Source organism: Arthrobacter gandavensis (genome assembly GCF_015355785.1).
GTDB classification, from domain to species: domain Bacteria; phylum Actinomycetota; class Actinomycetes; order Actinomycetales; family Micrococcaceae; genus Arthrobacter_B; species Arthrobacter_B gandavensis_A.
The window spans coordinates 392,413-418,413 of sequence record NZ_JADKYW010000003.1 but is presented as its reverse complement, the minus strand read 5'-3'; the positions used below and the strand labels follow the sequence as shown (position 1 = coordinate 418,413).

The window sequence follows — 26,001 nt, the reverse complement described above, 5'->3', positions numbered from 1 at the left end:
TGACTTCTTTGTCTAGCTACTGACCCGTAACAGTGGGTCGATAGAGAAGTAAACTCTTATTCCTTGCTTGCCGTCAAGTCTTGAACACAAGGCGGAATCTCGATGAAAAAACATAGAATCTAAATAAATAGGACTTCCGCGGAAACGGATCAGGTCAGAGCACAGCGTCGGCCATCGCCAGGACGAGGGCTGCCGCACCAAGCGCCTCCGCCCGGTCACCGAGGGAAGACATCGTCACGGTTGTGGTTTCGCCGATCAGCGGCACTGCGTGGCGCAGCAGTCCGCGTTCGATGGGGTTCAGGAACGCGTCGCCGAGCCCGGTCAGGGAACCGCCGACGACGATCACCTCCGGATTCAGCGCGTTCGCAATGCCTGCTACGGCCCGGCCCACGGCCATTCCGGCGTCGTCGACCACCCGCAGTGTTGCCGGGTCTCCTGCACCTGCCTGGCGGATAATGTCCGCGGTGGTCACCGGTTCGGACGCCGCCCGGCTGAGGAGGTCGATCATCGTCGCCGTGGAGGCAACGGTTTCCAGGCAGCCGCGGTTGCCGCAGCGGCAGATAAGTCCCTGGTCTGAGATGGTCGCGTGCCCAATTTCGCCGGTGATGCCCACATGCCCGTAGAAGAGGGACCCGTTGATGACCAGTCCGGCACCGATGCCGGTAGCCACCTTGACGAAGATGAGGTTATCGCAGCCCCCGTGGGGACCCCAGGTCACCTGTGCCAGTGCGCCGAGGTTCGCGTCGTTGTCGATGTGCACCGGCACCCGGAGCCGGACGGCCAGGTCTTCGCGCATATTGATCCCGACCCACTCGGGCAGGATGGCGCCGCGCACCACAGTGCCGGTGCGCCGGTCGATCGGGCCCGGGATGCCGACGCCGGCGCCCAGCACCCGGTCCCTGCCCACGTTCGCCGCGGTGAGGACGGATTCGAAAAGTTCGGCGGCTGCATCCATGCCCTCATCCGCGCTGTGGCCTGCGGGAAGGGAGATCGAGTCCTCTCCGATGATCCGGTAGCCGAGCGTAGCCAGGACAACCCGGACATGGCGGCGACCGATGTCTATGCCGGCTGCCACGACCCCGGTGTCATTCAGGCGCACGGACAGGGCGCGCCGGCCCGAACTGGTGGTGGGCTCTGTCTTGACCAGGCCCGATTCCGACATTTGCCGCACGATGTTTGAAACGGTGGCGCTGGACAGTCCAGTCGCCCGCGAGAGTTCGGCCTGGGTTTGGGGTCCGGCAGCGAGCAGCGCCGCCTGGATGCGCTGCTGGTTGCGTGCGCGCAGCGCGGTCTGGGAACCGGGTTTTGTTCGCCGGCCGGCGGCGGGAAGGGCCCTCAACGTTGAGGGTGATTCGGCAGACATAAAGTTCAGGGTCCTATACAGGGGGCTTGTCGTCAAGAATTGAACGCAACGTGTTTCGCGCAGCCGGCAACGCCGGTGCACGCGGGGTGCCCGCGGAACCGTGAGGCGGGAGAGCCAGGGGCAGCGGGAGGGCCTAGTGCCCCGCCAGCGCCTCGCGGTGCTCCGCCGCCATCTCCAGATAGTGCGCCGCATTACGCTGCACCGCAGCGAATTCTTCGTCAGTCAGCGTGCGCCGGACCTTGGCCGGAACCCCGGCCACCAGTGAGCGCGGCGGAACCCGGGTGCCTTCAAGCACCAGGGCGCCCGCCGCCACGAGGGAGCCGGCACCAATCACCGCTCCGTTCATAATGGTCGCGCTCATGCCCACCAGGCAGTCGTCCTCCACCGTGCACCCGTGCACGACGGCGTTGTGGCCCACGCTGACCCGCTCGCCGATAGTCGTGGGAAAACCGGGGTCTGCGTGCAGCACCACATTGTCCTGGAGGTTCGTTCCAGCCCCCACCCGGATCGAATGTGAGTCTCCGCGGACGCAGACGCCGTAGAAGGCGCTGGCACCAGGCCCCAGTTCGACGTCGCCGATCAGGGATGCCGTGGGAGCCAGGAAGACGGACGGGTCGGTGACGGGAGTCTTGCCGCGCAGGGTAACGATGTGAGCCATGCGACAACTCTAGCGGGCGGCGGCGCGCCGGTGCCGGGGCACCCCGCCCCGGCATCCGGCAAGATGCGGCCTAGTTGAAGACGATGGTCCGGCGGCCGTCGAGCAGCACGCGGTGCTCGGCATGCCACTGCACTGCTTTCGAGAGGGTGCGTCCCTCAACTCCGGCACCGAGCGCAGCCAGGCGCTGTGCGGTGCGGGAGTGGTCCACCCGAATGACTTCCTGCTCGATGATCGGACCCTCATCCAGGTCCGAGGTCACGTAGTGCGCCGTGGCTCCGATGAGCTTCACGCCGCGGGCGTGTGCCTGGTGGTACGGGCGGGCGCCCTTGAAGGAGGGAAGGAAGGAGTGGTGGATGTTGATGGCCCGTCCGGAGAGCTCCTGGCACAGTTCGTTGCTGAGGATCTGCATGTACCGGGCCAGCACCACCAGCTCAATATCCAGCTCCGTCATCAGCGCCCGGAGCCTGTTCTCCGCCTCCTGCTTGGTGTCCGCGGTGACCGGGATGTGGTGGAACGGCACGCCGTAGAACTCGGCCAGGCCGGCAAGGTCCCGGTGGTTGGAGACGATCGCGGGGATCTCGATGGGCAGGTTGCCGGCCCGCTGCTGGAACAGCAGGTCGTTCAGGCAGTGCCCGTCCTTGGACGCCATGATCAGCGTGCGCACCGGTACGCCGGCCCGGTGCAGTTCCCAGTCCATGCCGAACTGGGCTGCTACCGGGGCTATCCGGGAGCGGACGCCGTCGTAGGTTCCGGGAGCGGTGAAGTCCACGCGCATGAAGAAGGTGCCTGAATCCGGACTGCCGTACTGCTGCGACTCCGTGATGTTCCCGCCGGCCCCGGCCAGGGCGCCGGAAACTGCATGGACGATGCCGGGCCGGTCTGCGCAGGACAGCGTCAGGGTGTAGGCACTGGCGCCTGCAGCGGCGGCGGAATCGAAGGACGGGGAAACGGGGGACGCCGGCAGCCCGGCAGTGGCATCTTCTCTCACCTTCCCAAGGTTACCGCCCGGGCCCCCACGGCCTAGGCTGGGTGAATGGACGTTACTTTCGCCCCGCTCATGGATAAGGACGAAGAAGAGCTGGTCAGGTTCCTGACCACCAACAGTTTCCCGTTCCACCGCATCACCTCGCCCTCCGAGGAACTGGTGCGCAGGCTGCTGCTGGAGGGACGGTTCGAGTCCGACGGCGTCTGCACCTACTGGATTTTCGGCGACAACCACCGGCTCGGCCTGGTGATCCTGGAGAACCTCAATGAGGACTGTGCGTACTTCGATCTCCGCCTGGTCGAGGAGTACCGGGGTGAGGGCAAAGGCGTTCCCGTGCTCATGGCCCTCACTGACAAGGTCTTCACGGAACACCCGCATCTTCGCCGCTTTGCGGGGAAGATGCGGGAGGACAACATTGCCATGCGCAAGACGCTGCTGCGCTCCGGGTTCGTCAAGGAGGCGCACCTGCGCGAGGAATGGCCGCTGCCGGACGGGCAGCGGGTTGCGGAGGTTGCCTACGGCCGGCTGCGGTCCGACTGGGAATCCGGAACCGTTACCGGTTTCGAGTGGGAAGACCTGGCTGCACGGTAGGATGTAACCGTCGCAACTGGCGTTGGGTGGGTAACCACCAGGAAGCGGCACAGAGCAGAACATACCGCGGATCGCACGCCTGGGCCTTCGGTCAAGTTGTCATCTGTTTGTCATGCCCGGACCCCGGGGGTGCCCGGCAGGTAGCCTGACCTATAGAAAACCCTTCCCCAGGAGATCCACGTGAGACTATCCACCCAGCCCGTCACCAATGCCCCCCTCTCCGAAGTTGATCCGGAGATCGCCGCGGTCCTGGACGGGGAACTGGCCCGCCAGCGCAACACGCTGGAAATGATCGCTTCAGAGAACTTTGCACCGCGTGCCGTCCTGGAAGCCCAGGGCTCCGTCCTGACCAACAAGTACGCCGAGGGCTACCCCGGACGCCGCTACTACGGCGGCTGCGAGCAGGTCGACGTAGCCGAGAACCTCGCAATCGAACGGGTCAAGGCCCTGTTCGGTGCGGAGTTCGCCAACGTGCAGCCGCATTCCGGCGCGCAGGCCAATGCTGCGGCCCTGGCGGCCCTGATCCAGCCGGGGGACAAGATCATGGGCCTGAACCTGGCCCACGGCGGGCACCTGACCCACGGCATGAAACTGAATTTCTCCGGCAAGCTCTACGAAGTCGCCGCCTACGGAGTGGACGAGAAGACCTGCCGCGTGGACATGGACAAGGTCCGCGAGCAGGCGCTCGCCGAAAAGCCGCAGGTCATCATCGCAGGCTGGTCCGCCTACCCCCGCCAGCTGGACTTCGAGGCCTTCCGGTCCATCGCGGACGAGGCGGGTGCCTATCTCTGGACGGATATGGCCCACTTCGCCGGCCTGGTGGCAGCAGGACTGCATCCGAGCCCGGTGCCGCATTCCGACGTCGTCACCTCCACAGTGCACAAAACCCTCGCCGGCCCGCGTTCGGGCATGATCCTGGCCAGGGAAGAGTTCGGCAGGAAGCTCAATTCCAGCGTCTTCCCGGGCCAGCAGGGCGGGCCGCTGATGCACGTGATCGCGGCGAAGGCCGTTGCCTTCAAGGTTGCCGGTTCGGAGGAATTCCGTGAGCGGCAGGAACGCGTCCTGGAAGGCGCCCGGATCATCGCGGACCGGCTAACCGCCGCAGACGTGGCCGAACACGGCGTTTCGGTGCTCACCGGCGGCACTGACGTGCACCTGATCCTGGTGGACCTGCGCAACTCCGTGCTGGACGGCAAGCAGGCCGAAGACCTGCTTCACTCGGTAGGCATCACCGTGAACCGCAATTCGGTTCCGTTCGATCCGCGCCCGCCGATGGTCACCTCCGGACTGCGTATCGGCACCCCGGCCCTGGCCACCCGCGGCTTCGGAGCGAAGGAATTCACCGAGGTGGCTGAGATCATCGCCGCCGCGCTGAAGCCCGCCCCGGACACGGAGGCGCTGCGCCGCCGGGTCACCGCTCTCGCCGAGGACTTCCCGCTCTACCCGGGCCAGGAGGAATGGTAAAGGTGGAAAAAGGCACGAACATGGAAGGCGCCGTGGAAACCGCAGAGGAAACCGTACCCGCCACCGCCCGGATCCTTGACGGCATCCAGGCGGCCAAGGACATCAAGGCAGAACTGGCCGACCGCATCCAGGTCCTCAAGGATGAGCACGGGATCACTCCGGGTCTGGCCACCGTGCTGGTAGGAGATGACCCGGCAAGCCACTCCTACGTGGGCGGCAAACATAAGGACTGCGCCCAGGTGGGCATCAACTCGATCCGCCGTGACCTTCCCGCCGACATCAGCCAGGCAGAGCTGGAGAAGGTTATCGACGAGCTGAATGAGGATCCGGCCGTTACCGGCTACATCGTCCAGCTGCCGCTGCCCAAGCACCTGGACACCAACGCGGTCCTGGAGCGCATCGCCCCGGAGAAGGACGCCGACGGTCTTCACCCGGTAAACCTGGGCCGCCTGGTGCTCAACGTTTCCGATCCGATGAACTCACCGCTCCCGTGCACCCCGCACGGCATTGTGCAGCTGCTGGTCCGCAACGGTCTGGTCCTGACCGGTAAGAACGTCCTGGTGATTGGCCGCGGCGTCACCGTGGGCCGTCCGCTGGGGCTGCTCCTGACCCGGCGGCAGATCAACGCCACGGTGACACTGGCACACACCGGCACGGTCAACCTGCCCGAGCTGCTGGCAGAGGCCGACGTCGTTGTTGCCGCCGCGGGCTTCCCGGGCATGATCAAAGCCGCCGAGCTCAAGCCCGGCGCTATCGTCCTGGACGTGGGCGTCACCCGGGTCACCGACCCGGAGACCGGCAAGACCACCCTGAGCGGCGACGTCGAAAAGGACGCTGCGTCCGTCGCGTCCTGGATCTCGCCGAACCCCGGCGGCGTGGGACCGATGACCCGGGCCATGCTGCTGGCGAACGTGGTTGAAGCCGCGGAACGCAGTGTGGGAATCCTCCCGTCCGCCTGAGCCCACCGGCTTATCCCGCAGGCCCGTCCTCCGTTACGAGGGCGGGCCTGTGCGTTTCCCTGGACACCCTGCACTATGATTGCCGGGTGCCGCAGATCACAACCTCCAAGACTCCAGCCGTAAGCGGCTTCCAGGACCCGGTCATCGCCGCGTCGAACCTCACCAAGTCCTACGGGGACTTCACCGCCGTAGACGGAATCAGCTTCGATGTTCCGGCAGGGGAGTCCTTCGGGCTCCTGGGCCCGAACGGCGCGGGAAAATCCACCACGATGAAGATGATCGGCGGCGTCTCCCGCCGCACCGCCGGCGAGCTGGCGATCATGGGTCTTGACCCGAACACCAACGGGCCGGAAGTCCGGGCACACCTGGGGGTAGTCCCGCAGCAGGACAACCTTGACGAGGAGCTGCGCGTCCGGGACAACCTGCTGGCCTACGGGCGCTACTTCGGCCTGCCCAAAAGCTACCTGCAGCCCAAGGCGGACGAACTGCTGGAGTTCGCGCAGCTGACGGACAAGGCGAAGGCCCGGGTGGATGACCTCTCAGGCGGTATGAAGCGCCGCCTGACCATTGCCCGCTCACTGATCAACGATCCCAGGATCCTGCTGCTGGACGAACCCACCACCGGACTGGACCCGCAGGCGCGCCACATCCTGTGGGACCGGCTTTTCCGGCTCAAGGAAGCCGGTGTGACGCTGATTCTCACCACCCACTACATGGATGAGGCCGAGCAGCTCTGCGACCGGTTGATTGTGGTGGACAAGGGCACCATCATGGCCGAGGGGTCCCCGGCTGCCCTGATCCGCACGCATTCCTCCCGTGAAGTGGTGGAGCTGCGGTTCGGATCCGAGCGCAACACGACGGTGGCCGCGGAACTGGACGGCATCGGCGAGCGCATCGAGACGCTGCCGGACCGGGTACTGATTTACGCGAACGACGGCGAAGCGGCGCTGGAGGCGGTCAGCGCCCGCGGACTGCGGCCCATCACCTCGCTGGTCCGGCGTTCCTCGCTGGAGGACGTCTTCCTCCGCCTCACGGGCAGGAGCCTCGTTGACTGAGCAGCGCACCCACGCCGTCCTGGGGCTGCGTTCCCCGCTTACGCCCGAAGAAACCGCCCGCAGGGCCCGGCGTCTGGGTGCCTTCTACTACGCGGAGCACTGGCTGCGCCGGATGCGCGGTTACGGGATCACCGTGCTGGTTACCGCCGTCGGAACCCCGCTCGTGTACCTCTTCGGCATGGGAATCGGACTTGCTTCACTGGTGGACACCGGCACCAACGCGGCATTCGAAGCCGGCAACGGCACCTCCGTGTCCTACCTGATGTTCGTGGCGCCTGCGCTGCTGGCGACGGCGGCGATCATGGTCTCCAGCGAGGAAAACACCTATACGGTGATGTCCGGGTTCAAATGGCGGCGGACCTACTACGGGCCCAACGCCTCCCCGCTGTCCAGCGGACAGCTGGTGGACGGGCACGTGCTCGGACTCGGCGTGCGGCTGCTGATAACCTGCGGCGCCTACTTTGGTTTCCTCCTGTTGTTCGGTGCCGCCGGCAACCCCGCCACCGCGTGGCTGATGATTCTCACGGCCATCCTGGGCGGACTCTCCTTCGGCCTGCCGCTCATGGCGTACAGCGCCTCCATCACCGAGGACCGCGGACAGTTCGCCATGGTGCAGCGGTTCATCGTCATGCCGCTGTTCCTGTTCTCCGGAACCTTCTTCCCGCTGGACACCCTGCCCCTGGTAATCCGCTGGATCGGCTGGATCTCACCGCTGTGGCACGCCACCGAGCTGGGCCGGCTGTTCAGCTACGGCCTGGCCGAACCGGTCCTGCTGACCGTGGTGCACGTTGCCTACCTCCTGGTGCTCGCAGCGGGCGGCTGGGTGCTGGCACGGCGCACCTTCACCCGGAGGCTGGGTAAATGAGCACTGAACACCGCAGCGGCGCAGCGGCGTCGGACTTCCTGGCACCCACGTCACCGGGGGTGGCGGGGAGCCGCTTCCTCGGTTCCCTGTACGCCCGGAATATCCGCGCCGTTTTTGCCCGCGGGCTGAAAGCCACATGGGGAACCAACTGGTCCATCATGATCAGCGGGTTCGTCGAACCTGTGCTGTACCTGCTCGCCATGGGGATTGGCCTGGGCGCCCTGATTGGCACCGTCACCGGCCCGGGCGGTGAACAGATCAGCTACGCCGCGTACATCGCCCCGGCGCTGCTGGCCGTATCCGCCATGAACGGCGCCGTTTACGACTCCACCATGAACGTGTTCTTCAAGCTGAACTACGCCAGGCTCTATGAGGGGATGCTGGCCACTTCGCTGGGTCCGCTGGACGTGGCACTGGGGGAGATCCTGCTGGCGCTGCTGCGCGGAGCGATGTATGCCACCGGCTTTACCGCCGTCATGGCCGCCATGGGCCTGGTGACGTCTCCGACCGCGCTGCTGATGATTCCCGCCGCGGTGGTTGTCGCTTTTGGCTTCGCGTCCTTCGGAATGGCGATCACCAGCTACATGAAAACCTTCCAGCAGCTGGACTGGGTCAGCTTCGTCATGCTGCCGATGTTCCTTTTCTCCGCCACCTTCTACCCGCTGAGCGTCTACCCGCAGGCGGTGCAGTGGCTTATCCAGGCGCTGCCGCTGTGGCACGGGGTGGAGATGCTGCGCCAAATCAGTGCTGGTGCGTTCAGCCTGGCCACAGCCGGCCACCTGCTGTACTTCGTCGTCATGATCGCGGTCGGGCTGACCGTCACTACCCGCCGGCTCGAAGCACTTTTCCAGAAGTAGGGCGCGTTTGACTCTTCCCGATTCGCTGAAAATGTGCTTAAATTCTGGACATATGGAGGGGAGTATCCCCTAACCTGTCCGTCGTCAATACGGGAGCCAAAGTGCTCTCCGGCGGACAAGCCGGTCACCCCGGCCGGGAAAGACCTCCAGTTGGTTCACGCTGACTGGAAGGTTTCTCATGGACGTACCTCTTTGGCTATGGCTCGCCGTCGTCGGCTTCATTCTCCTCATGCTGGCCGCGGACCTCGTTGCGCACCGCAAGGCCCACGTAATCGGTGTCCGTGAGGCTGCCGCCTGGTCTGCGGTCTGGGTGTTTTTCGGCATCGCCTTCGGTGTGCTCGTCTGGTGGCTCTGGGGCGCAGAATTTGGCCAGCAATACTTTGCCGGCTATCTCATTGAGAAATCCCTGGCCGTAGACAACGTCTTTGTGTGGGCCATCATCTTCACGTTCTTCGCGGTTCCCCGCGAGTACCAGCACCGAGTGCTGTTCTTCGGCGTACTGGGCGCACTGGTCTTCCGCGGCATCTTTATTGCTGCAGGCTCCGCCATCATCTCCAGCGCCGGCTGGGTGCTGTACATTTTCGCGGCATTCCTGTTGTTCACCGGCTACCGGATGCTCGTCCAGCGCAACGAACATGTTGATCCCGGGAAATCGAAGGTCTTGAAGCTGTTCCGCCGGTTTGTGCCGATGACGGACGCGTTTCACGGGCAGCGCTTCCTCATCCGGAAGAACGGGCTCCTGCTGGCTACCCCGCTCCTGGCAGTACTGGTCCTGGTAGAGGTCACTGACATCGTGTTCGCCGTCGACTCCATCCCCGCAATCTTCGCCGTCACCGACGAGGTGTTCCTGGTCTTCACAGCCAACGCCTTCGCGATTTTGGGCCTCCGGGCGATGTATTTCCTCCTGGCGGACCTCATCCACCGTTTCGTCTACCTGAAGGCCGGGCTTGCCCTCGTCCTGGTCTGGGTGGGCATCAAGATGGCGCTCAAGATTGACGTCTACTACATTCCGACCTCGATTTCGCTGGCAGTCATAACCGCTATTCTCACGGCCGCCGTCGTTGCCAGCCTGATCAAGACCCGGGGGCGGGAACGCCACGCGCTGCCGGCGCCGGCAGCTCCGCCGTTCCGCACGGCGGGCCCGGAGGAGCTGGAGGCACTGCAGCCCCTGTGGAAGCGGGACCGCCGCAGGACCACCCCGGCGAATGATGCCTGAAAGGAGAATTCCCATGAGAACCCGCACCACCGCCTTCTTCGGCATCGGACTCGCCCTCACCGGGTCCCTGCTGCTCACCGGATGCGACGATCCGCAGCTCCCGCAGGTTCCGGGATTCGAGCAGCAGGAAGGCGAAGAGCCCCAGGACGGCAGCCCGGAGAATCCCCCGGAAGTCACCGGGGAAGAGGACGGCGACGGCGGGGGAGAGGATGAAGAGAGCAGGGAATGATCATTGTTCTCACCGGCATCGACGGGGCCGGCAAAAGCACAGCGGGAAGGCTCCTTACAGAGGCCCTGAACTCCACAGGCCGCCGAGCGGTTTTCACGGCGAACAGATCCGGACGGCGCACCTTTGCCTCCTGGTGTGACAGGTACGGGGTGCGTCCGCCTGCCGCAGCGCTTGATGCGGTCGAAACAGCCGTCCGGTGCTTCAACGTTCTGCTCTCCCAGCTCCGGCACCGTACCGGATCGGGGACCGTGGTCATGGACCGGTATCTGTACTGCCAGATGGCACTGCGCAGGACGCGGGGACTGTCGCCGGGCCGCATCCTTCCCCGTCTGGCGGCGGCCCTTCCCCTGCCGGACGTCGTGTTCCACTTTGAACTCCCGGCTGAGACCGCCCACACGCGGATCGCCAGGCGCAATACCGATTCTGAAACCCTTGAACACCTCGCCGGTTTCGCCGAGGCCTACCGGGAACTGCCGGAGTACCCCTCCTTCGTTGTACTGGACGCCCGGCGGCCCCCGTCGCTGCTCGTTCGGGACATGCTGGTAATCCTGGAATCGTGCGGTCCGGGGACCGGCAGGCAGGCTCAGGGTGTGCGGACGCGGGCAGCCAGCGCTGCCTGAAGACGGGATTCGACCCCCAGCTTGGCCAGGACCCGGGACACATGGGTCTTGACCGTCGTTTCCGAGATACCCAGCCTGCGGGCGATCCGGACGTTGCTTAATCCCTCGGCGAGGCAGTCCAGGACTTCCTCCTCGCGTGCCGTCAGTTCCGTCTCCGGCGCAGCGGGCTGCTCCGGGGTCTGGTCCTGGTACTGTACCCGGGCTCCGGGCGCGTCCGCCCCGGAACTGGCACGCCCGGAGACGAACGCATCCACCAGCCGGCCGGCTACCTCCGGGGCAATGACGGTGCCGCCGTCGTGGACCCGGCGCAGCGCCGTCGTGATCTCTGCCGGTTCAGCAGTCTTGAGCAGGAAACCGGCAGCACCTGCGGAGAGGACACCAAAGAGGTAGGAGTCATGGTCGAAGGTGGTCAGCGCCACGACCTTCGCCAGACCCGCCGCCGCAACCTGCTCCGTGGCCTGGACTCCGTCGACCACCGGCATGCGAAGGTCCATCAGCACGACGTCCGGGCGCAGCGCTCGCGCCATGCTGACGGCCGTGGCGCCGTCGGCCGCCTCGCCCACCACCTCGAACCCGGGCTCGGTTTCCAGCACCATGCGCATGCCCAGCCGAATGGCGGCATGGTCGTCCGCGAGCAGAACCCGAATGTTCCCGCTCATGCCGTGATTCCTCCTGCGCTGATTGTTGCCTGGTCCGGATGCGGCGTCTGGCCGACGGGCAGCTCGGCCTCCACCTTCCAGCCCCTGCCGCCCGGGGCAGGCCCTGCCCAGGCCCTGCCGCCGAGCTGCTCGGCGCGTGCCAGCATGCTGGGAATGCCGGTACCCGTGCCTGCATCAGGCGAGGCTGGTCCGGTGAGCCGACCGCCTCCGCCATCCTCCACGACCAGCCGCAGCCCTGAGGGCGTGTCTTCCAGCAGCAGGCTGACGCGTGCGCCGCCCGCGTGCCGGGCCGCATTCACCAGCGCTTCGACGGCGATGCGGTAGACGGCAGCCTGCACCGGAGAGGGAAGCCCACCGCTGACCCGATTCGTCCAGTCAATGCTCATTCCCGCTGCCCGGTGCCCGGAGACAACCGCGTCGAGGTCCTGGATGCTGCCCGTCAGGGGGCGGGGGTCCCCGGTGCTCAGGGTACGGATCATCCCATTCAGTTCCTCAAGCCCTTTCACCGACTCGTGGCGCACATGGGCCAGTACCTCGGCCGGCAGGGTGCTGCCCTGCGGACTGCGCAGCGCAGCACCGGATTGGAGGGCAATGGCGGACAGCCTGGAAGAGAGGACATCATGCAGTTCCCTGGCCATGTCCTGGCGTTCGGAGGCCAGGGCAAGTTCATGTTCGCGCGCGGCCAGGCGTTCCTGGTCCCGAGCAGCGGCGCGGATCGCGGCTGCCCGCGCGGACTCGCTCTCCGCGAGCTGGCCGGCCTTGCGCAGATTCGAAGCCCACTCTGCGGGGAGCACCAGCACCATGCCGGTGAGCAGGACGACGGTGACGCCGTCGCGCAGGTCTCCGGTCAGGGACCACACCGCAAGGCCGGAGGCTGCGCAAAGCACCAGGACGCTCACTTCAGCGGTGCGCGCCGCGCGCGCAGAGCCGAAAAGGACCAGGGAGAAAACTGCTTCGAACGCGAGGAACAGGCCAACAGTGCTGTTGCCCAGCACCAGGAGCACGGCCGTGGTGAAAGAAACAGCAACCATGACACGTGTGTTCCTGCGGCGTAGCACGACGGCGCCGCAGCCCACCAGTGTGAGCGCCGGCCACCACGGCTCCAACGAGGGGAACAACGGACTGCCGGTGGCAGTCAGGTCCAGGGAGTGCAGCAGCCAGGCCATGGCGGCGTATCCCAGCGCCAGCAGCGCATCTTCACGGCGGATCCGGCGGGTCGGTGGTGCCTGGTCCCAGGACGAGTTCATGCTTCCATCCTGACGCGGTCATTGCCTCCGGCCAAGCCGGTTTCGCAGGCATGGCACCAAAGGACGATGCCCGGTACTCCCAAGGCCGGATTCGTGTGTGCCGGAACGGCGGGATGCTGGTGGTCATGACTCTGGAGACTTTTGTGCAGCTGGGCGTTCTGGCCCTGATCGACAGCACGAGCATTGGCACCCTGGTGATTCCCGTCTGGCTGCTCATGCGGCGTGACGCCGGAAGGACCACGGGAAAGGTGGCAGCCTACCTTGGGGCCGTCGGCGTGTTCTACTTCCTGGTTGGACTGCTGCTGCTCTCGGGTGCAGCCGGAATAGGCAGGGTCCTGGGCGGAGGGGTGGGATCGTTCCTCGAACTCCCTGCGGTCCAGGTCCTGATGATTGCTGCCGGAGCCGGCATGCTCATCTGGTCCTTCAAGGACACCTCGTTCAAGGGACAGTCCGGCGGGGGAGAGGCCGGAGCGGGACGGTCCGGCGCGGAGCCCGCAGCGGCTGCCGGGGCTGGGGACACCGGGGCGGGGGACGCCGGGGGCGCCGGCGGCGGTGCGTCGGGTAACGGCAGGGCGGCGGCTGTCCTGCAGCGGTCCCAGGCCACCGAGCACCGCTGGCAGCGCCGCATTGGCAAAGCCCTGGACAGCCGGGGCGGACTCCTTGGTCTTGCCCTCCTGGCCGGTGTGCTTGAGCTTCCCACCATGCTGCCCTACCTCGCCGCCGTCGGGGTCCTGACTTCGGCTGGGGTTGGGTGGAGCGTGTCGGCCGGAATGCTCGCGCTCTACTGCCTGGTCATGCTGCTGCCCGCCTTGCTGCTGGTGCTCTTGCGGTGCGTCCTAGGCAGGCACCTGGACGGCCCGCTGGAGCGGCTGCGCGGCTGGCTCTCCAAGGTCTCGGGAGAAGCCGTTCTCTGGGTCGTCGGCATCGTCGGATTCCTCATGCTCCGTGCGGGGCTGGCCGGACTGTTTCCCGGTGCCTCCTGGAACCCCTTCGGCTGAGCATTCTCAGCGGTGCTCCTCCAGTGCCGCTTGGAAGGCGGACAGCAGACGCTCGCTGAAGAGCACGAACTCCACCCGCTCGACGGCGGTGCCCGGATGGCCCCGGACCGCCCGCACCGCGGTGCGCGCGACGTCGTCCGCCTGCCAGCCAAAGACGCCGGCGCTGATGGCGGGGAAGGCCACCGTAGCGGCTCCCAAATCCTCCGCCACTGCCAGGCTGTTGGCGAAGGCGCGGCGCAGCAGCTCGGGATCAGTCTGCCCGGCCACCGCATTGGGGCCCACCGTGTGGATCACCCAGCGTGCCGGAAGATTGAACGCTTCGGTGGCAACTGCCTCGCCCACCGGCAATCCGTCTGGGTAGCCGCTCTGCCGCAGGGCGCGGCATGCCTGCAGCAGCAGCCCGCCGGCTGCCCGGTGAATGGCGCCGTCCACTCCGCCGCCGCCCAGCAGTGAGGAGTTCGCGGCATTCACCACCGCATCGACGTCGCGCGTGGTGATGTCTCCCTGCAGCAGTTCGATTTCCATGCGCCCAGACTCCCAGCCGGAGCCATCCACCGGCAACTCCGTCCCTGGACGCTGCGCTGATCCTGCTCCCGTTCCCAACCCCGTTCCCAACCAGGCATCGAGATGGCAGAAAAAGCTCGTATGGCGCCTCAAAAGAGCCGTAACTGTCTTCTCGTTTCGCCGAGGGGGTAAGCCGGAGGGAGCCTCCCGGAAAATTTGAGAGAATGGGAACATGCAGTCCATCCGTAACGGCAAGACGCCGTCAGCAAGCAATCCCGGCAGGGGTATCAGCCGCCAGATGGCCACGATCGGTACCGCCGTCATGGTCTTCGTGTTCATTGTTGCCGTGCTCTTCGCCGCCAATGAGAACGACGTCGTTGGCTGGCTGGTGGTGATCATCTCCCTGGGCTGGCTGCTGCTGTTCGCCTTCGTTGTCTTCAGTATCCGCGGGGCCGCCCGCAAGGCCGGCGCGAAAATCGCGGAGGCCCAGGAATCCCTGAACCGGGCCTCCGGCGCGGCACCTTCTGTTGAGGTCATGGACGAGGCGACCCTTATCCGCGACCAGAAGCTCGACCACAGCTTCAAGATCATCCAGGTCCAGTCAAAGGTGATCCGCGACAACCTCGGCACCGACGCAGACCAGGTTGCCCGGGCCATCGAAACGATCGAAATTACGGCGCACAATGCCCGCGGAATGATGAAGAAGGACGACGGCGGGCCGGTCGAGGGCACCGTAGTCGACTAGGCAGCCGGCAGGACGGCGCATCGTTGCGCGCCCGGCGGCACCGCCGGAAACAAAAGCTACGGAGGGTAAGGTATTTGGCGTGAGCATGGAATCGACAGTGGACTCCAGCCCTGAAAGCGGATCGTCTGCGCTGAGGATAGCAACCGTCAATGTGAACGGAATCCGGGCTGCATACAAGCGCGGCATGGCAGACTGGCTCGCCGAGCGCGGCGTCGACATCCTCTGCCTCCAGGAGGTGCGCGCTCCGGACGCAGTTGTCCGTGAACTCCTGGGCAGCGGCTGGCACATCCTGCATGCCGAAGCGGAAGCCAAGGGCCGTGCCGGCGTGGCGATCGTCTCCCGGGCCGAGCCGGTGGCTGTGCGTGAACACATCGGCGAGGACTACTTCGCCCTCTCCGGCCGCTGGGTGGAAGCAGACTTCAAGATCCCCGTGGACGGAGAAGAAAAGCTGCTCACCGTGGTCAGCGCCTATGTGCACTCCGGTGAAGCCGGCACCCCCAAGCAGGATGACAAATACCGGTTCCTGGACGTCATGGCGGACCGCCTGCCGGTGCTGGCTGCCACCAGTGATTACGCGCTGATCGTGGGTGACCTGAACGTAGGCCACACCACCCTGGACATCAAGAACTGGAAGGGCAACGTGAAGCGGGCAGGATTCCTGCCCGAAGAACGCGCCTACTTCGACCGCTTCTTCGGTGACGAGATCGGCTACGTGGACGTTGCCCGCAAGCTGGCCGGGGATGTACCCGGTCCGTACACCTGGTGGTCCTGGCGCGGCCAGGCCTTCGATAACGACGCCGGCTGGCGCATCGATTACCACATGGCCACTTGCGCCCTCGCCGACCGCGCCGTCAGCGCCGTCGTCGACCGTGCAGCTACCTACGACGCCCGATTCTCCGACCACGCACCCGTGGTTGTCGACTATAAGTTCTGAGGCCCGAAAAACATGACGCATCCGCAGTCGCAGCCCCCCGCCCGCCAGCGCATCCTCTCCGGAATGCAGCCCTCCGCGGACTCCCTGCACCTGGGCAACTACCTGGGTGCCCTGGTGAACTGGGTGCGCCTGCAGGAGCAGTACGACGCCTACTTCTTCATCCCGGACCTGCACGCAATCACCGTGCCGCAGGACCCGGCGGACCTGCGGCAGCGCACCCGCGTGACTGCCGCGCAGTACATCGCCGGCGGGGTGGATGTTGAAAACGCCACCCTGTTCGTCCAGTCACAGGTTCCCGAACATGCGCAGCTGGCATGGGTGCTGAACTGCCTGACCGGTTTCGGTGAAGCATCCCGGATGACCCAGTTCAAGGACAAGCAGCAGCGATTCGGGGCGGATGCCGCCAGTGTTGGGCTGTTCACCTACCCCATCCTGCAGGTCGCGGACATCCTGCTGTACCAGCCCCACGGCGTGCCCGTCGGCGAGGACCAGCGCCAGCACGTAGAGCTCAGCCGGGACCTCGCCAAGCGGTTCAACACCCGTTACGGCGAGACCTTCACGGTTCCGGAAGCCTTCATCCAGAAGGACTCGGCAAAGATCTATGACCTGCAGAATCCGGCGGCCAAGATGTCCAAGTCCGCCGAGTCGCAGGCCGGCCTGATCAATTTGCTGGACCCGGACAAGGTCATTGCCAAGCGGATCAAGTCTGCAGTGACGGACGACGGCACGGAGATCAGGTTCGACCGGGAAGCCAAGCCGGGGATTTCCAACCTGCTCTCCATCTACTCGCTGATCACCGGCCGGAGCATCGAGACCCTGGTCAAGGAGTATGAAGGAAAGATGTACGGACACCTGAAGGTGGACCTGGCAGAAGCAGCGACCGAACACATCCGCCCCATTCGGGAGCGGGCCCTGGGGCTGCTTGACGATCCCGCCGAACTGGACCGGCTGCTGGCCAAGGGCGCGATGAAAGCCAGGGAAACGGCGTCGGCTACACTAGCCGATGTGTACGAGAAGATCGGTTTCCTCCCACTGGGTTCAACCGCCCGATAAGCACTCATGGGCTACACGAACTCGACCGTCCAGACCTCACCCGGCGCAGCACGCGGCGGTAGAGGCCGGATGCCCGAAAGCCCGTGCTGGGTGGGGATCGTGATCCCGGTGCCCGAGCCCATGGCTACCGAACTGCGGCGCGCACGGGCCTCTTTCGGGGACCCGATGGCCTCGGTGATCCCGGCCCACATCACCCTGGTAACCACAACGCCGGCACCGGACTGGGATTCGGCCCTTGAACATGTGCGCGCAGTAACCAACGCCCAGGCGCCCTTCACGGTAACCCTGCGCGGCACGGCCTCCTTCCGCCCGGTAACGCCCGTGGTCTACGTCCAGGTGGAAGACGGCTTCTCTGAGTGCTCCCAGCTCCACAGAGAGCTGCAGTCCGGGCCGCTGGACCATGAAAACACGTACCCGTACCACCCGCATGTCACCGTGGCCCACGATGTTTCCGAGGCCAGCATGGACAACGCCGCCCAGACCCTGAGGGATTACAGCGCGAGCTTCACCGTGGACCGGATTGGCGTCTTCGAGCACGACCCCCACGGGCTATGGGTCCTGCGTGAGGAAATGCCGCTGAGAGGCCAGAACAGAGCCTAGAGTCCCTTCTCCCTCACCTGCTCCAGGTAGATCCCGGCCCACGCGGCGATGATGGCGGCAGCCCGCGTGGTCTGCGCCTTGTCAGGCATCAGATGGCCGGAGCCCTCAAGGGAGACGAAGCTGCGCGGATGCCGCGCCGCGCTGAAGATTTCGGACGCATTCTCGATTCCCACGGTCTCATCGGTGGGGGAGTGCATGATCAGCAGCGGCAGCTCCAGCGATTCGATGCATTCCCTGAGATCGTGGCGGTGCAGGTCCTCGACCAGATCCTGCCGGATCGTCAGCGTGCGTCCGCCAAGCTCGACGTCGGCCTCCCCCTGCGCGGCGATAGTTCCCAGCTCGTCAGCGAACAGATGCGCTACGTGTGAAGGCCTGAACGGGGCGCCTATGGTCACCAGAGCCGCCAGCGATTCCTCGTTCGCCGCCGCCGCCAGGGCGGCCGCTCCGCCGAGCGAGTGGCCGATCAGCAGGCTGGGCGGACGTCCCGTGGAGCGCAGGAACCCCATTGCGTTGTGAAGGTCCGCAACCTTCGTGGTGAACGAACCATCCTCCCAGGAACCCGTGGAACGGCCCAGCCCGGCGGCGTCGTAGCGGAGCACACCGATGCCCTGCTCTGCCAGCGCCTTGGAGATGCGTGAGGCCGCAGCGCTGTTCTTGCCGAGGGCAAAGCCGTGGCAAAACACCGCCCAGCCGAGCGCATCGCCGTCGGGAATGTCCAGCGTACCGGCCAGGGTGGTGCCGTTGACGCCGGGAAAGGAAACAGATTCAAACTCTGGCATGCCTCCAACCCTATCCGGCTGCAACGGCCGTTCCGGATACGCAAAAGGCGGAGGAACCGGAAAGGATCCGGTTCCTCCGCCTATGAACGCGGGGCGCCTCAACTAGATGGAACGGTTCAGGATGGCCTGCTTGACCTCGGAGATGGCCTTGGTGACCTGGATGCCGCGGGGGCATGCTTCCGAACAGTTGAAGGTGGTGCGGCAGCGCCACACGCCTTCCTTGTCGTTCAGGATCTCCAGGCGCATGTCTCCTGCGTCGTCACGCGAGTCGAAGATGAAGCGGTGCGCATTGACGATCGCGGCCGGGCCGAAGTACTGTCCGTCGGTCCAGAAGACCGGGCAGGAGGACGTGCAGGCAGCGCAGAGGATGCACTTGGTGGTGTCGTCAAAACGCTCGCGGTCCTCAGCGGACTGCAGGCGTTCCTTGGTGGGCTCGTGGCCCTTGGACACGAGGAACGGCATGATCTCGCGATAGGACTGGAAGAACGGCTCCATGTCCACGATCAGGTCCTTCTCCACCGGCAGGCCCTTGATGGGCTCGACGAGAATGGGCTTGGACGTGTCCAGGTCCTTCAGCAGGGTCTTGCAGGCCAGGCGGTTGCGGCCGTTGATGCGCATGGCATCGGAGCCGCAGACGCCATGGGCGCAGGAACGGCGGAACGAAACAGTGCCGTCGTGCTCCCACTTGACCTTGTGCAGGGCATCCAGCACACGGTCCGTGCCGTACATGGTCAGGGTCCACTCGTCCCAGTGGGCCTCGTCGGAGATTTCCGGGTTGTAGCGGCGTACCTTCAGCGTGATGTCGAAGGAGGGAATCTCACCGGCAGTGGATTCGGCCAGGTCAATCTTCGAGGCCGGCTCAGCGACTTCCGTTGTCATTAGTACTTCCTCACCATCGGCTCGTAGCGCGTGAAAATAACCGGCTTGGTATCGAGCCGGATGCCGGCCGTGTGCTCGGCGTTGTCGGCTTCATCGACCTTGTAGGCCATGGAGTGCAGCATGAACTTGTCGTCATCGCGCTCCGGGAAGTCCTCACGGAAGTGGCCGCCGCGCGATTCCTCGCGGTGCAGGGCTGCCACGGACATGACCTTGGCCAGCTCCAGGAGGAAACCGAGCTCTACGGCTTCCAGCAGGTCAAGATTGAAGCGCTTGCCCTTGTCCTGGACGTTGATCTTCTTGTAGCGCTCTTCGAGAGCAGCAATGTCGGAGAGCGTCTGGTTGATCGTCTCGGCCGTGCGGAACACCTGCATGTTTGCGTCCATGGTGTTCTGGAGGTCGCGGCGGATCTCGGAGACACGTTCGGTGCCCTCGGAGTTGCGGACAACATCCAGCAGGGCAATCGTGTCAGCTTCCGGGTCTTCCGGCAGGTCAACGAAGTCCGCCTGCAGGGCGTACTCGGCAGCATAGATACCGGCACGCTTGCCGAACACGTTGATGTCCAGCAGCGAGTTGGTGCCCAGGCGGTTTGAACCGTGGACGGACACACAGGCAACCTCACCGGCGGCGTACAGGCCCGGAATGACGGTGTCATTGTCCTGGAGAACCTCGGCCTTGATGTTGGTCGGGATTCCGCCCATGACGTAGTGCGCAGTCGGGAAGACGGGTACCGGTTCCGTGTACGGCTCCACACCCAGGTAGGTGCGCGCGAACTCAGTGATGTCCGGAAGCTTGGCGTCAATGTGCGCCGGTTCCAGGTGCGTCAGGTCCAGCAGGACGTAGTCCTTATTCGGGCCGCAGCCGCGTCCTTCACGGACCTCGTTGGCCATGGAGCGTGCCACGATGTCACGCGGGGCGAGGTCCTTGATGGTGGGGGCGTAGCGCTCCATGAAGCGCTCACCCTCGGAGTTGCGCAGGATCGCACCCTCACCGCGGGCAGCCTCGGACAGCAGGATGCCCAGGCCGGCGAGGCCGGTCGGGTGGAACTGGATGAACTCCATGTCTTCCAGCGGAATGCCCTTGCGGAACGCGATGCCCATGCCGTCACCGGTGAGGGTGTGGGCATTGGAGGTGGTCTTGAAGACCTTGCCCGCGCCGCCGGAGGCGAAGACCACGGACTTGGCCTGGAAGACGTGCAGTTCGCCGGTCGCGAGGTCATAGGAGACGACGCCGGCAACACGCTTCTGGCCGAAGCTGTCTTCGACGGTCAGCAGGTCAAGGACGTAGTACTCGTTGTAGAACTCAACGTTGTGCTTGACGCAGTTTTGGTACAGGGTCTGCAGGATCATGTGGCCGGTGCGGTCTGCGGCGTAGCAGGCGCGGCGGACGGGGGCCTTGCCGTGGTCACGGGTGTGGCCGCCGAAACGGCGCTGGTCGATCCGGCCTTCGGGCGTGCGGTTGAACGGCAGACCCATCTTCTCCAGGTCCAGTACGGCGTCGATGGCTTCCTTGGCCATCACCTCGGCGGCATCCTGGTCCACCAGGTAGTCACCGCCCTTGACCGTGTCAAAGGTGTGCCATTCCCAGTTGTCTTCTTCTACGTTGGCCAGTGCTGCGCACATGCCGCCCTGCGCTGCTCCGGTGTGGGAACGCGTGGGGTACAGCTTGGTCAGTACCGCCGTCCGGGCGCGCTGTCCGGATTCGATGGCGGCACGCATACCGGCGCCGCCGGCGCCGACAATGACGACGTCGTACTTGTGGACCTGCATACCAGATGCTCTTTCTGTTGAAACTGTGTGTGGCTCTTAGGGAGTTGCTGCGGTGCCTGCCGGGCTAGGGAGCGGGGCAGAAGGACGGCAGCTGGTCCAGCGTCGCGTTGGGCGGGCACGGATCAAAGGTGAAGATCACGAGGGTGCCAAGCACGATGATGACGACGGTTGCGGAATACAGCACCGTCTTGAGCCACATGCGGGTGGAGTTCTTCTCGGCGTAGTCATTGATGATGGTGCGCACGCCGTTGGTGCCGTGGAGCATGGCGAGCCACAGCATCACCAGGTCCCAGATCTGCCAGAGCGGGGAGGCCCACTTGCCGGCAACGAAGCCGAAGTCGATGGCCTTGATGCCGTCGCCGACCATCAGGTTGATGAAAAGGTGCGTGAAGATGAGGATGACGAGCAGGGCGCCGGAGATGCGCATGAAGAGCCATGCGATCATCTCGAAGTTGCCCTTGCCGGACCCGTTGCGGGTGTACCGCGGGGAGATGCGGCCGGCCCGGGGAGCGTCAATTGAAGGAGTGCTCATGGCTTAGTGACCCCCGAAAACGATGGGAAGGTGGCGGATGGAGAAGCCGATCATGGTCACGGCCCACAGGCCGACGACCCCCCACAGCATCTGGCGCTGGTACTTGGGGCCCTTCTTCCAGAAGTCGATAAGAATCACCCGGAGGCCATTGAAGGCGTGGAAAACGATGGCGGCAACGAGGCCGAGCTCACCGAGGCCCATGATCGGGTTCTTGTACGCTCCGATGACCACGTTGTAGGCCTCGGGTGACACGCGCACCAGCGAGGTATCAAGAACATGGACCAAAAGGAAGAAGAAGATCACCACGCCAGTAATCCGATGGGCCACCCATGACCACTGGCCTTCGCGGCCGCGGTAAAGCGTGCCTGCTGGTAACTTCGACACTGAATATTCCTCCCTGCATCGCAGCGGCGCTAGCGCGTCTTCCACGCAGTGATGACGCCGGTGCGAGAGCACTTTATAAGCTCAAGCATAATCTAGGTCCCGCCCGCAGCGGGATCAATTTAGGTTCCCCTACTGTGTGACCTGGCTTACACTCGACACGCGTGCCGCCCGCAGTGCGTACTCGTGTCCGCGAACCTGGCCGTGGGGACTCTCAGCTAACCTTGGCACTGATGAGTACTGAAATGACAAATGTGAACCCGGAACCGGCCGGTGCCGACGTCTTTGACCGCTTCTACGGCGTGATTCCGGCCGGCGGCGTGGGCACGCGCCTGTGGCCGCTCTCCCGGGCCGCCGCACCGAAGTTCCTGCATGACCTCACCGGTTCCGGCTCAACCCTGATTCGGGCGACCTATGACAGGCTGGCTCCCCTGAGCAATGACCGGGTGATGGTAGTCACCGGGCAGCTCCACCGCTCCGCCGTGCTGGCCCAGCTGCCGGAGATCCAGCGGGAGGACCTTGTGCTTGAAAACGAGCCCAAGGACTCTGCGGCCGCGATTGGACTGGCGGCTGCGATCCTCTACCACCGGGATCCTTCGATCATCATGGGATCCTTCGCCGCCGACCAGGTCATCACCCCGGTGGAAGTCTTCCAGGAGGCGGTCCGCGAGGCCATTCACACTGCCGCCCAGGGTTACATCGTCACCATCGGCATCCACCCCACCCATCCCTCCACGGGCTTTGGCTACATCAAGGCCGGAGAGCCGATGGAGATCGAAGGTGCGCCGAGCGCCCATTCCGTCGTGGAGTTCGTCGAGAAGCCCTCCGAGGATACGGCCCGCGGCTACCTGCGCAGCGGCAACTACAGCTGGAATGCCGGCATGTTCGTGGCACCGGTGGCGCTGATGCTCAAGCACCTGCTGGACAATGAGCCGGAGCTGCACGCCGGCCTGATGGAAATTGCCGAAGCGTGGGATACCGAGAACCGCCGCGAAGTGGTGCTGAGGGTCTGGCCGACCCTGCCCAAGACCGCCATTGACTATGCGGTGGCCGAGCCCGCCGCCGCAGCCGGCGACGTGGCCATGATTCCTGGAATCTTCAGCTGGGACGACGTCGGAGACTTCGCCGCCATCGGTCGGCTGAACCCGGCCGCGGAAAACAGCGAGCTGACCGTGATGGGCGAAGGAGCGCGGGTGTACTCCGAGGACGCTTCCGGGATTGTCGTGTCCGACACCAAGCGCGTTATTGCGCTGATCGGAATCGAGGATGTGGTGATTGTGGACACTCCGGACGCCCTGCTGGTCACCACGAAGGATCACGCCCAGGAGGTAAAGAAAGCGGTTGAACACCTCAAGGCCAGCGGAGACACCGACGTCCTCTGAATCCTGACCAACGGCCGCGTTCCTGGGCCGTGGGGAGTCTTAAAGTCACACGGTTCCCGCAGACCAGCACAGGTTGGCTAACCTTGAATATGTGCAGACAATCCCACTTAGCAGCTCACCCGTTCCGTCAATCCGGGGCAGTGTTGCCCCAATCCTGGGTGAGCTGATCGATTTCCGGCGGGATCTGCATTCGCATCCTGAACTCTCGCACAAGGAGTTCCGGACCACGGACAGGATTGTCGAAACACTGGAAGCGGCAGGCCTGCGGCCCAGGCGGCTTGAAAACACGGGCGCCTACGTAGACATCGGAGACGGGCCGATCGGCCTGGCGCTGCGTGCGGACATCGATGCCCTGCCGGTGCTGGAGGAGACCTCCCTTCCCTACGCGTCGGTGAACACCGGGATTGCGCACGCCTGCGGTCACGACATCCACACCACTGTGATGCTCGGTGCGGCCCGGGTGCTGGCGAAGCTCGACGCCGAAGGATCCCTGGGCGGGCGGATCCGGGTGATTTTCCAGCCGGCCGAAGAGGTCATGCCCGGCGGCGCCCTGTCCGTCATTGAACAGGGAGTGCTTTCCGGAGTGCCGCGGATCCTGGCCCTGCACTGCGATCCGCGGGTCGACGTGGGACAGGTTGGCACGCGTATTGGTGCCATCACCTCCGCTTCGGACACCATCCGCATCGAGCTCTCCGGACAGGGCGGGCACACCTCGCGTCCGCACCTGACCCAGGACCTCGTCTTTGCGCTAAGCCAGATCGCCGTCAGCGTGCCTGCCATTCTTTCGCGCCGGATCGACGTCCGCAGCGGCGTCTCCGTGGTCTGGGGGCAGATCCACGCCGGGTCGGCACCGAATGCGATTCCCGGCCACGGTTTCATGGCCGGGACCATGCGCTGCCTGGACGCCGAGGCGTGGCACGCCGCCGGTGAACTGCTCGACGACGTCGTTCGCGAAGTTGCCGCGCCCTACGGAGTGGACGTGGCCCTGGAACACACCCGCGGTGTGCCCCCGGTCATTAACTCCGAGGCCGAGACCGGCCTGATCGAAGCCTCGGCCAGGGCAGAGCTGGGGGAGGACTCCGTTGTCCTGACCCCGCAGTCCATGGGCGGCGAAGATTTCGCCTGGATGACCCAGGCCATCCCGGGGGCGATGATGCGCCTGGGCACCCGCACACCGGGCGGGGAAACCTTCGACCTGCACCGCGGGGACTACAACCCGGACGAACTGGCGATCAGCTGCGGCGTCTCGGTCATGGCCGCTGCGGCTGTCCGCGCAGCCCGGGGCCTGCGGCACTGATCCGGCCGCCACAACCCTCCGATTGATAACAACATGTAAACAATGTTGCCCAGACCGCCGCATCGCTTAGTGCCGTGGGACACATGCACTATGGTTAGGTCTTGCTGCGCTCCATGAGGGAAGGAGCGCGCACCACACGTTCCCTGCGAAGGCCCTTCCGTCCGTTGGGCCAGGCCGCAGCCGGGGCGGTGGAACACTTTTCTTTTCTGGAGGAACATTGAAGAATTTCCCGCGCGGCTTCAAGCGCAATGCCGGTGTGTCCGCCGCCATGCTGGGCGCATCGGCGCTTCTGCTGGCCGGCTGCGGAGCCGCCCCGGAAGAAGACTCCGCATCCAGCGGTGAGGCAAGCGCCAACGGCGATTTCCTGGCCTGCATGGTTTCAGACTCCGGCGGTTTCGATGACCGCTCGTTCAACCAGTCCGGCTTCGAAGGCCTGAAGGCTGCCGAAACCGATCTTGGCATCGAGATCAAGACCGCTGAGTCACAGTCAGAGACCGACTTCGGTCCGAACCTGGATTCAATGGTGGTCCAGAACGGCTGCAACATCACCGTCACCGTTGGCTTCCTCCTGGCCGACGCTACCAAGGAAGTGGCGGAGGCCAACCCTGACAGCCACTTCGCCATCATCGATGACAACTCCATCGAGCTGGACAACGTCAAGCCCATCATCTACGACACCGCCCAGGCAGCTTTCCTGGCCGGCTACGTAGCTGCCGGCACGTCGGAGACCGGCAAGGTAGCTACCTACGGCGGCATCAACATCCCCACCGTGACCATCTTCATGGACGGCTTCGCTGACGGCGTTGCCTACTACAACGAGGAGAACGGCGCCGACGTCGAGGTCCTGGGCTGGAACAAGGCAGACCAGACCGGCTCCTTCATCGGCAACTTCACCGACACCGGTGCGGGAAAGACCACCACCGAGAACTTCATCAACGAGGGCGCGGACATCATCATGCCGGTTGCCGGTCCGGTTGGCACCGGCACGCTCGACGCCGTCGTCGAAGCCAACGCAGGCGGCGGCGCCAACAAGGTGATCTGGGTCGACTCCGACGGTTATGAGACCGCAGGCACCGGCAAGGAATACATCCTCACCTCCGTCATGAAGCTCATGGGCGAGGCCGTTGAAGAGGTCATCACCCAGGACGTCGAGGGCAACTTCGACGCTTCCCCGTACATCGGCACCCTCGAAAACGGCGGCGTTACCCTGGCTCCGTACCACGACCAGGAAGACGCTGTTCCTGCCGACGTCAAGAGCGCAGTGGACGAGATCAAGGCCAAGATCATCTCCGGTGAAATCACCGTAGAATCCGCAGCCAGCCCGAAGTAGGGCCAGGCCGCATCAACCGGACCGCTGTTCGTCCAGCCGGACGAACAGCGGTC

Annotated in this window: 28 protein-coding genes; 17 read left to right on the top strand and 11 right to left on the bottom strand. The window is 65.0% G+C overall.

The features are described from left to right. Nucleotides 1–154: 154 nt before the first annotated feature. The 3 genes from ITX31_RS03250 to purU form a co-directional block, all read right to left on the bottom strand. Entirely contained in the window at nucleotides 155–1,363 is a 1,209-nt protein-coding gene (locus tag ITX31_RS03250) for an ROK family transcriptional regulator (protein ID WP_194782026.1), read from the bottom strand. 133 nt (nucleotides 1,364–1,496) lie between these two features. Beyond that, nucleotides 1,497–2,021 (bottom strand): gamma carbonic anhydrase family protein, encoded by a 525-nt coding sequence (locus ITX31_RS03245; protein WP_194782025.1) that lies wholly within the window; start codon nucleotides 2,019–2,021, stop codon nucleotides 1,497–1,499. Between the two features lie 70 nt (nucleotides 2,022–2,091). Further along, a complete protein-coding gene (gene purU / locus ITX31_RS03240; RefSeq protein WP_194782377.1) occupies nucleotides 2,092–2,985 on the bottom strand; it encodes a formyltetrahydrofolate deformylase in 894 nt (297 codons plus the stop codon). A gap of 69 nt (nucleotides 2,986–3,054) precedes the next feature. On the opposite strand from purU, the gene ITX31_RS03235 reads away from it, so the two are divergent. The 9 genes from ITX31_RS03235 (at nucleotide 3,055) to ITX31_RS03195 (ending at nucleotide 10,862) form a co-directional block, all read left to right on the top strand. Next, nucleotides 3,055–3,597, top strand: a complete 543-nt coding sequence (locus ITX31_RS03235; protein ID WP_194782024.1) for a GNAT family N-acetyltransferase — start codon at nucleotides 3,055–3,057, stop codon at nucleotides 3,595–3,597. Nucleotides 3,598–3,777: 180 nt separating this feature from the next. Beyond that, nucleotides 3,778–5,061: a serine hydroxymethyltransferase gene (gene glyA, locus ITX31_RS03230; RefSeq protein ID WP_416354772.1), complete on the top strand. Its 1,284-nt coding sequence runs from the start codon at nucleotides 3,778–3,780 to the stop codon at nucleotides 5,059–5,061. Between the two features lie 20 nt (nucleotides 5,062–5,081). Further along, nucleotides 5,082–6,020, top strand: a complete 939-nt coding sequence (locus tag ITX31_RS03225; RefSeq protein WP_194782375.1) for a bifunctional methylenetetrahydrofolate dehydrogenase/methenyltetrahydrofolate cyclohydrolase — start codon at nucleotides 5,082–5,084, stop codon at nucleotides 6,018–6,020. A gap of 86 nt (nucleotides 6,021–6,106) precedes the next feature. Then, the gene (locus ITX31_RS03220; RefSeq protein WP_194782023.1) at nucleotides 6,107–7,075 is read left to right on the top strand and encodes an ABC transporter ATP-binding protein; all 969 of its coding nucleotides are present in this window, start codon (nucleotides 6,107–6,109) and stop codon (nucleotides 7,073–7,075) included. After that, nucleotides 7,068–7,940 (top strand): ABC transporter permease, encoded by an 873-nt coding sequence (locus ITX31_RS03215; protein WP_228528927.1) that lies wholly within the window; start codon nucleotides 7,068–7,070, stop codon nucleotides 7,938–7,940. Before ITX31_RS03220 ends, ITX31_RS03215 begins: the two co-directional genes overlap by 8 nt. Then, complete coding sequence (locus tag ITX31_RS03210; RefSeq protein ID WP_194782022.1) at nucleotides 7,937–8,797, top strand: ABC transporter permease; 861 nt, start codon at nucleotides 7,937–7,939, stop codon at nucleotides 8,795–8,797. Before ITX31_RS03215 ends, ITX31_RS03210 begins: the two co-directional genes overlap by 4 nt. A 178-nt stretch (nucleotides 8,798–8,975) precedes the next feature. Then, nucleotides 8,976–10,013, top strand: a complete 1,038-nt coding sequence (locus tag ITX31_RS03205; protein ID WP_194782021.1) for a TerC family protein — start codon at nucleotides 8,976–8,978, stop codon at nucleotides 10,011–10,013. Between the two features lie 13 nt (nucleotides 10,014–10,026). After that, nucleotides 10,027–10,242, top strand: coding sequence for a hypothetical protein (locus ITX31_RS03200; protein WP_194782020.1), 216 nt, complete (start codon nucleotides 10,027–10,029; stop codon nucleotides 10,240–10,242). Continuing rightward, nucleotides 10,239–10,862 carry a dTMP kinase gene (locus tag ITX31_RS03195; protein WP_194782019.1) on the top strand — a complete coding sequence of 208 codons (624 nt, stop codon included), beginning with the start codon at nucleotides 10,239–10,241 and terminating at the stop codon, nucleotides 10,860–10,862. The genes ITX31_RS03200 and ITX31_RS03195 overlap by 4 nt, the downstream gene beginning before the upstream one ends. Here the strand turns inward: ITX31_RS03195 and ITX31_RS03190 are convergent. Both ITX31_RS03190 and ITX31_RS03185 read right to left on the bottom strand, forming a co-directional pair. Further along, on the bottom strand, nucleotides 10,826–11,521 hold the full coding sequence (locus ITX31_RS03190) for a response regulator (protein ID WP_194782018.1): 696 nt from the start codon (nucleotides 11,519–11,521) through the stop codon (nucleotides 10,826–10,828). The genes ITX31_RS03195 and ITX31_RS03190 overlap by 37 nt on opposite strands. Beyond that, nucleotides 11,518–12,768 (bottom strand): sensor histidine kinase, encoded by a 1,251-nt coding sequence (locus ITX31_RS03185; protein ID WP_194782017.1) that lies wholly within the window; start codon nucleotides 12,766–12,768, stop codon nucleotides 11,518–11,520. The genes ITX31_RS03190 and ITX31_RS03185 overlap by 4 nt, the downstream gene beginning before the upstream one ends. A gap of 125 nt (nucleotides 12,769–12,893) precedes the next feature. Between ITX31_RS03185 and ITX31_RS03180 the strand changes: the two genes are divergently transcribed. Further along, complete coding sequence (locus ITX31_RS03180; RefSeq protein WP_194782016.1) at nucleotides 12,894–13,766, top strand: GAP family protein; 873 nt, start codon at nucleotides 12,894–12,896, stop codon at nucleotides 13,764–13,766. Nucleotides 13,767–13,772: 6 nt separating this feature from the next. Here the strand turns inward: ITX31_RS03180 and ITX31_RS03175 are convergent, their stop codons facing one another. Then, nucleotides 13,773–14,291 (bottom strand): O-acetyl-ADP-ribose deacetylase, encoded by a 519-nt coding sequence (locus tag ITX31_RS03175; protein ID WP_194782015.1) that lies wholly within the window; start codon nucleotides 14,289–14,291, stop codon nucleotides 13,773–13,775. Nucleotides 14,292–14,502: 211 nt separating this feature from the next. Between ITX31_RS03175 and ITX31_RS03170 the strand changes: the two genes are divergently transcribed. The 4 genes from ITX31_RS03170 (at nucleotide 14,503) to ITX31_RS03155 (ending at nucleotide 17,602) form a co-directional block, all read left to right on the top strand. Further along, a complete protein-coding gene (locus ITX31_RS03170) occupies nucleotides 14,503–15,015 on the top strand; it encodes a hypothetical protein (RefSeq protein WP_194782014.1) in 513 nt (170 codons plus the stop codon). An 85-nt stretch (nucleotides 15,016–15,100) separates the two neighbouring features. Then, entirely contained in the window at nucleotides 15,101–15,949 is an 849-nt protein-coding gene (locus tag ITX31_RS03165) for an exodeoxyribonuclease III (RefSeq protein WP_194782373.1), read from the top strand. Nucleotides 15,950–15,961: 12 nt separating this feature from the next. Continuing rightward, complete coding sequence (gene trpS / locus ITX31_RS03160) at nucleotides 15,962–17,002, top strand: tryptophan--tRNA ligase (RefSeq protein WP_194782013.1); 1,041 nt, start codon at nucleotides 15,962–15,964, stop codon at nucleotides 17,000–17,002. A 69-nt stretch (nucleotides 17,003–17,071) separates the two neighbouring features. Continuing rightward, the gene (locus tag ITX31_RS03155) at nucleotides 17,072–17,602 is read left to right on the top strand and encodes a 2'-5' RNA ligase family protein (protein WP_194782012.1); all 531 of its coding nucleotides are present in this window, start codon (nucleotides 17,072–17,074) and stop codon (nucleotides 17,600–17,602) included. On the opposite strand, the gene ITX31_RS03150 is transcribed toward ITX31_RS03155, so the two are convergent. The 5 genes from ITX31_RS03150 to sdhC form a co-directional block, all read right to left on the bottom strand. Beyond that, complete coding sequence (locus ITX31_RS03150) at nucleotides 17,599–18,381, bottom strand: alpha/beta hydrolase (RefSeq protein ID WP_194782011.1); 783 nt, start codon at nucleotides 18,379–18,381, stop codon at nucleotides 17,599–17,601. The genes ITX31_RS03155 and ITX31_RS03150 overlap by 4 nt on opposite strands. A gap of 102 nt (nucleotides 18,382–18,483) precedes the next feature. Next, entirely contained in the window at nucleotides 18,484–19,260 is a 777-nt protein-coding gene (locus ITX31_RS03145) for a succinate dehydrogenase iron-sulfur subunit (protein WP_152228750.1), read from the bottom strand. Next, nucleotides 19,260–21,026 carry a succinate dehydrogenase flavoprotein subunit gene (gene sdhA, locus ITX31_RS03140; protein WP_194782010.1) on the bottom strand — a complete coding sequence of 589 codons (1,767 nt, stop codon included), beginning with the start codon at nucleotides 21,024–21,026 and terminating at the stop codon, nucleotides 19,260–19,262. The genes ITX31_RS03145 and sdhA overlap by 1 nt, the downstream gene beginning before the upstream one ends. 64 nt (nucleotides 21,027–21,090) lie before the next feature. Then, nucleotides 21,091–21,558: a succinate dehydrogenase hydrophobic membrane anchor subunit gene (locus ITX31_RS03135; RefSeq protein ID WP_194782009.1), complete on the bottom strand. Its 468-nt coding sequence runs from the start codon at nucleotides 21,556–21,558 to the stop codon at nucleotides 21,091–21,093. 3 nt (nucleotides 21,559–21,561) lie between these two features. After that, nucleotides 21,562–21,942 carry a succinate dehydrogenase, cytochrome b556 subunit gene (gene sdhC, locus ITX31_RS03130; RefSeq protein ID WP_091606843.1) on the bottom strand — a complete coding sequence of 127 codons (381 nt, stop codon included), beginning with the start codon at nucleotides 21,940–21,942 and terminating at the stop codon, nucleotides 21,562–21,564. Nucleotides 21,943–22,172: 230 nt separating this feature from the next. On the opposite strand from sdhC, the gene ITX31_RS03125 reads away from it, so the two are divergent. From ITX31_RS03125 to ITX31_RS03115, 3 genes are all read left to right on the top strand, one after another. Then, nucleotides 22,173–23,321, top strand: coding sequence for a mannose-1-phosphate guanylyltransferase (locus ITX31_RS03125; protein ID WP_228528926.1), 1,149 nt, complete (start codon nucleotides 22,173–22,175; stop codon nucleotides 23,319–23,321). Between the two features lie 100 nt (nucleotides 23,322–23,421). Beyond that, nucleotides 23,422–24,618, top strand: coding sequence for an amidohydrolase (locus ITX31_RS03120; RefSeq protein ID WP_416354783.1), 1,197 nt, complete (start codon nucleotides 23,422–23,424; stop codon nucleotides 24,616–24,618). 217 nt (nucleotides 24,619–24,835) lie between these two features. After that, nucleotides 24,836–25,948 (top strand): BMP family lipoprotein, encoded by a 1,113-nt coding sequence (locus ITX31_RS03115; RefSeq protein WP_416354771.1) that lies wholly within the window; start codon nucleotides 24,836–24,838, stop codon nucleotides 25,946–25,948. Nucleotides 25,949–26,001: the final 53 nt, after the last annotated feature.

Bases quoted from the DNA above. Each gene is read 5' to 3' on its own strand.
- ITX31_RS03150 (WP_194782011.1), bottom strand. From the start codon at position 18,381: ATGCCAGAGTTTGAATCTGTTTCCTTTCCCGGCGTCAACGGCACCACC.
- ITX31_RS03165 (WP_194782373.1), top strand. From the start codon at position 15,101: ATGGAATCGACAGTGGACTCCAGCCCTGAAAGCGGATCGTCTGCGCTG.
- ITX31_RS03135 (WP_194782009.1), bottom strand. From the start codon at position 21,558: ATGAGCACTCCTTCAATTGACGCTCCCCGGGCCGGCCGCATCTCCCCG.
- trpS (WP_194782013.1), top strand. From the start codon at position 15,962: ATGACGCATCCGCAGTCGCAGCCCCCCGCCCGCCAGCGCATCCTCTCC.
- ITX31_RS03195 (WP_194782019.1), top strand. From the start codon at position 10,239: ATGATCATTGTTCTCACCGGCATCGACGGGGCCGGCAAAAGCACAGCG.
- ITX31_RS03185 (WP_194782017.1), bottom strand. From the start codon at position 12,768: ATGAACTCGTCCTGGGACCAGGCACCACCGACCCGCCGGATCCGCCGT.
- ITX31_RS03210 (WP_194782022.1), top strand. From the start codon at position 7,937: ATGAGCACTGAACACCGCAGCGGCGCAGCGGCGTCGGACTTCCTGGCA.
- ITX31_RS03190 (WP_194782018.1), bottom strand. From the start codon at position 11,521: ATGAGCGGGAACATTCGGGTTCTGCTCGCGGACGACCATGCCGCCATT.
- ITX31_RS03145 (WP_152228750.1), bottom strand. From the start codon at position 19,260: ATGACAACGGAAGTCGCTGAGCCGGCCTCGAAGATTGACCTGGCCGAA.
- ITX31_RS03170 (WP_194782014.1), top strand. From the start codon at position 14,503: ATGCAGTCCATCCGTAACGGCAAGACGCCGTCAGCAAGCAATCCCGGC.
- ITX31_RS03200 (WP_194782020.1), top strand. From the start codon at position 10,027: ATGAGAACCCGCACCACCGCCTTCTTCGGCATCGGACTCGCCCTCACC.
- ITX31_RS03180 (WP_194782016.1), top strand. From the start codon at position 12,894: ATGACTCTGGAGACTTTTGTGCAGCTGGGCGTTCTGGCCCTGATCGAC.
- ITX31_RS03225 (WP_194782375.1), top strand. From the start codon at position 5,082: ATGGAAGGCGCCGTGGAAACCGCAGAGGAAACCGTACCCGCCACCGCC.
- ITX31_RS03175 (WP_194782015.1), bottom strand. From the start codon at position 14,291: ATGGAAATCGAACTGCTGCAGGGAGACATCACCACGCGCGACGTCGAT.
- ITX31_RS03245 (WP_194782025.1), bottom strand. From the start codon at position 2,021: ATGGCTCACATCGTTACCCTGCGCGGCAAGACTCCCGTCACCGACCCG.
- ITX31_RS03125 (WP_228528926.1), top strand. From the start codon at position 22,173: ATGAGTACTGAAATGACAAATGTGAACCCGGAACCGGCCGGTGCCGAC.
- ITX31_RS03205 (WP_194782021.1), top strand. From the start codon at position 8,976: ATGGACGTACCTCTTTGGCTATGGCTCGCCGTCGTCGGCTTCATTCTC.
- ITX31_RS03235 (WP_194782024.1), top strand. From the start codon at position 3,055: ATGGACGTTACTTTCGCCCCGCTCATGGATAAGGACGAAGAAGAGCTG.
- ITX31_RS03250 (WP_194782026.1), bottom strand. From the start codon at position 1,363: ATGTCTGCCGAATCACCCTCAACGTTGAGGGCCCTTCCCGCCGCCGGC.
- sdhA (WP_194782010.1), bottom strand. From the start codon at position 21,026: ATGCAGGTCCACAAGTACGACGTCGTCATTGTCGGCGCCGGCGGCGCC.
- ITX31_RS03155 (WP_194782012.1), top strand. From the start codon at position 17,072: ATGCCCGAAAGCCCGTGCTGGGTGGGGATCGTGATCCCGGTGCCCGAG.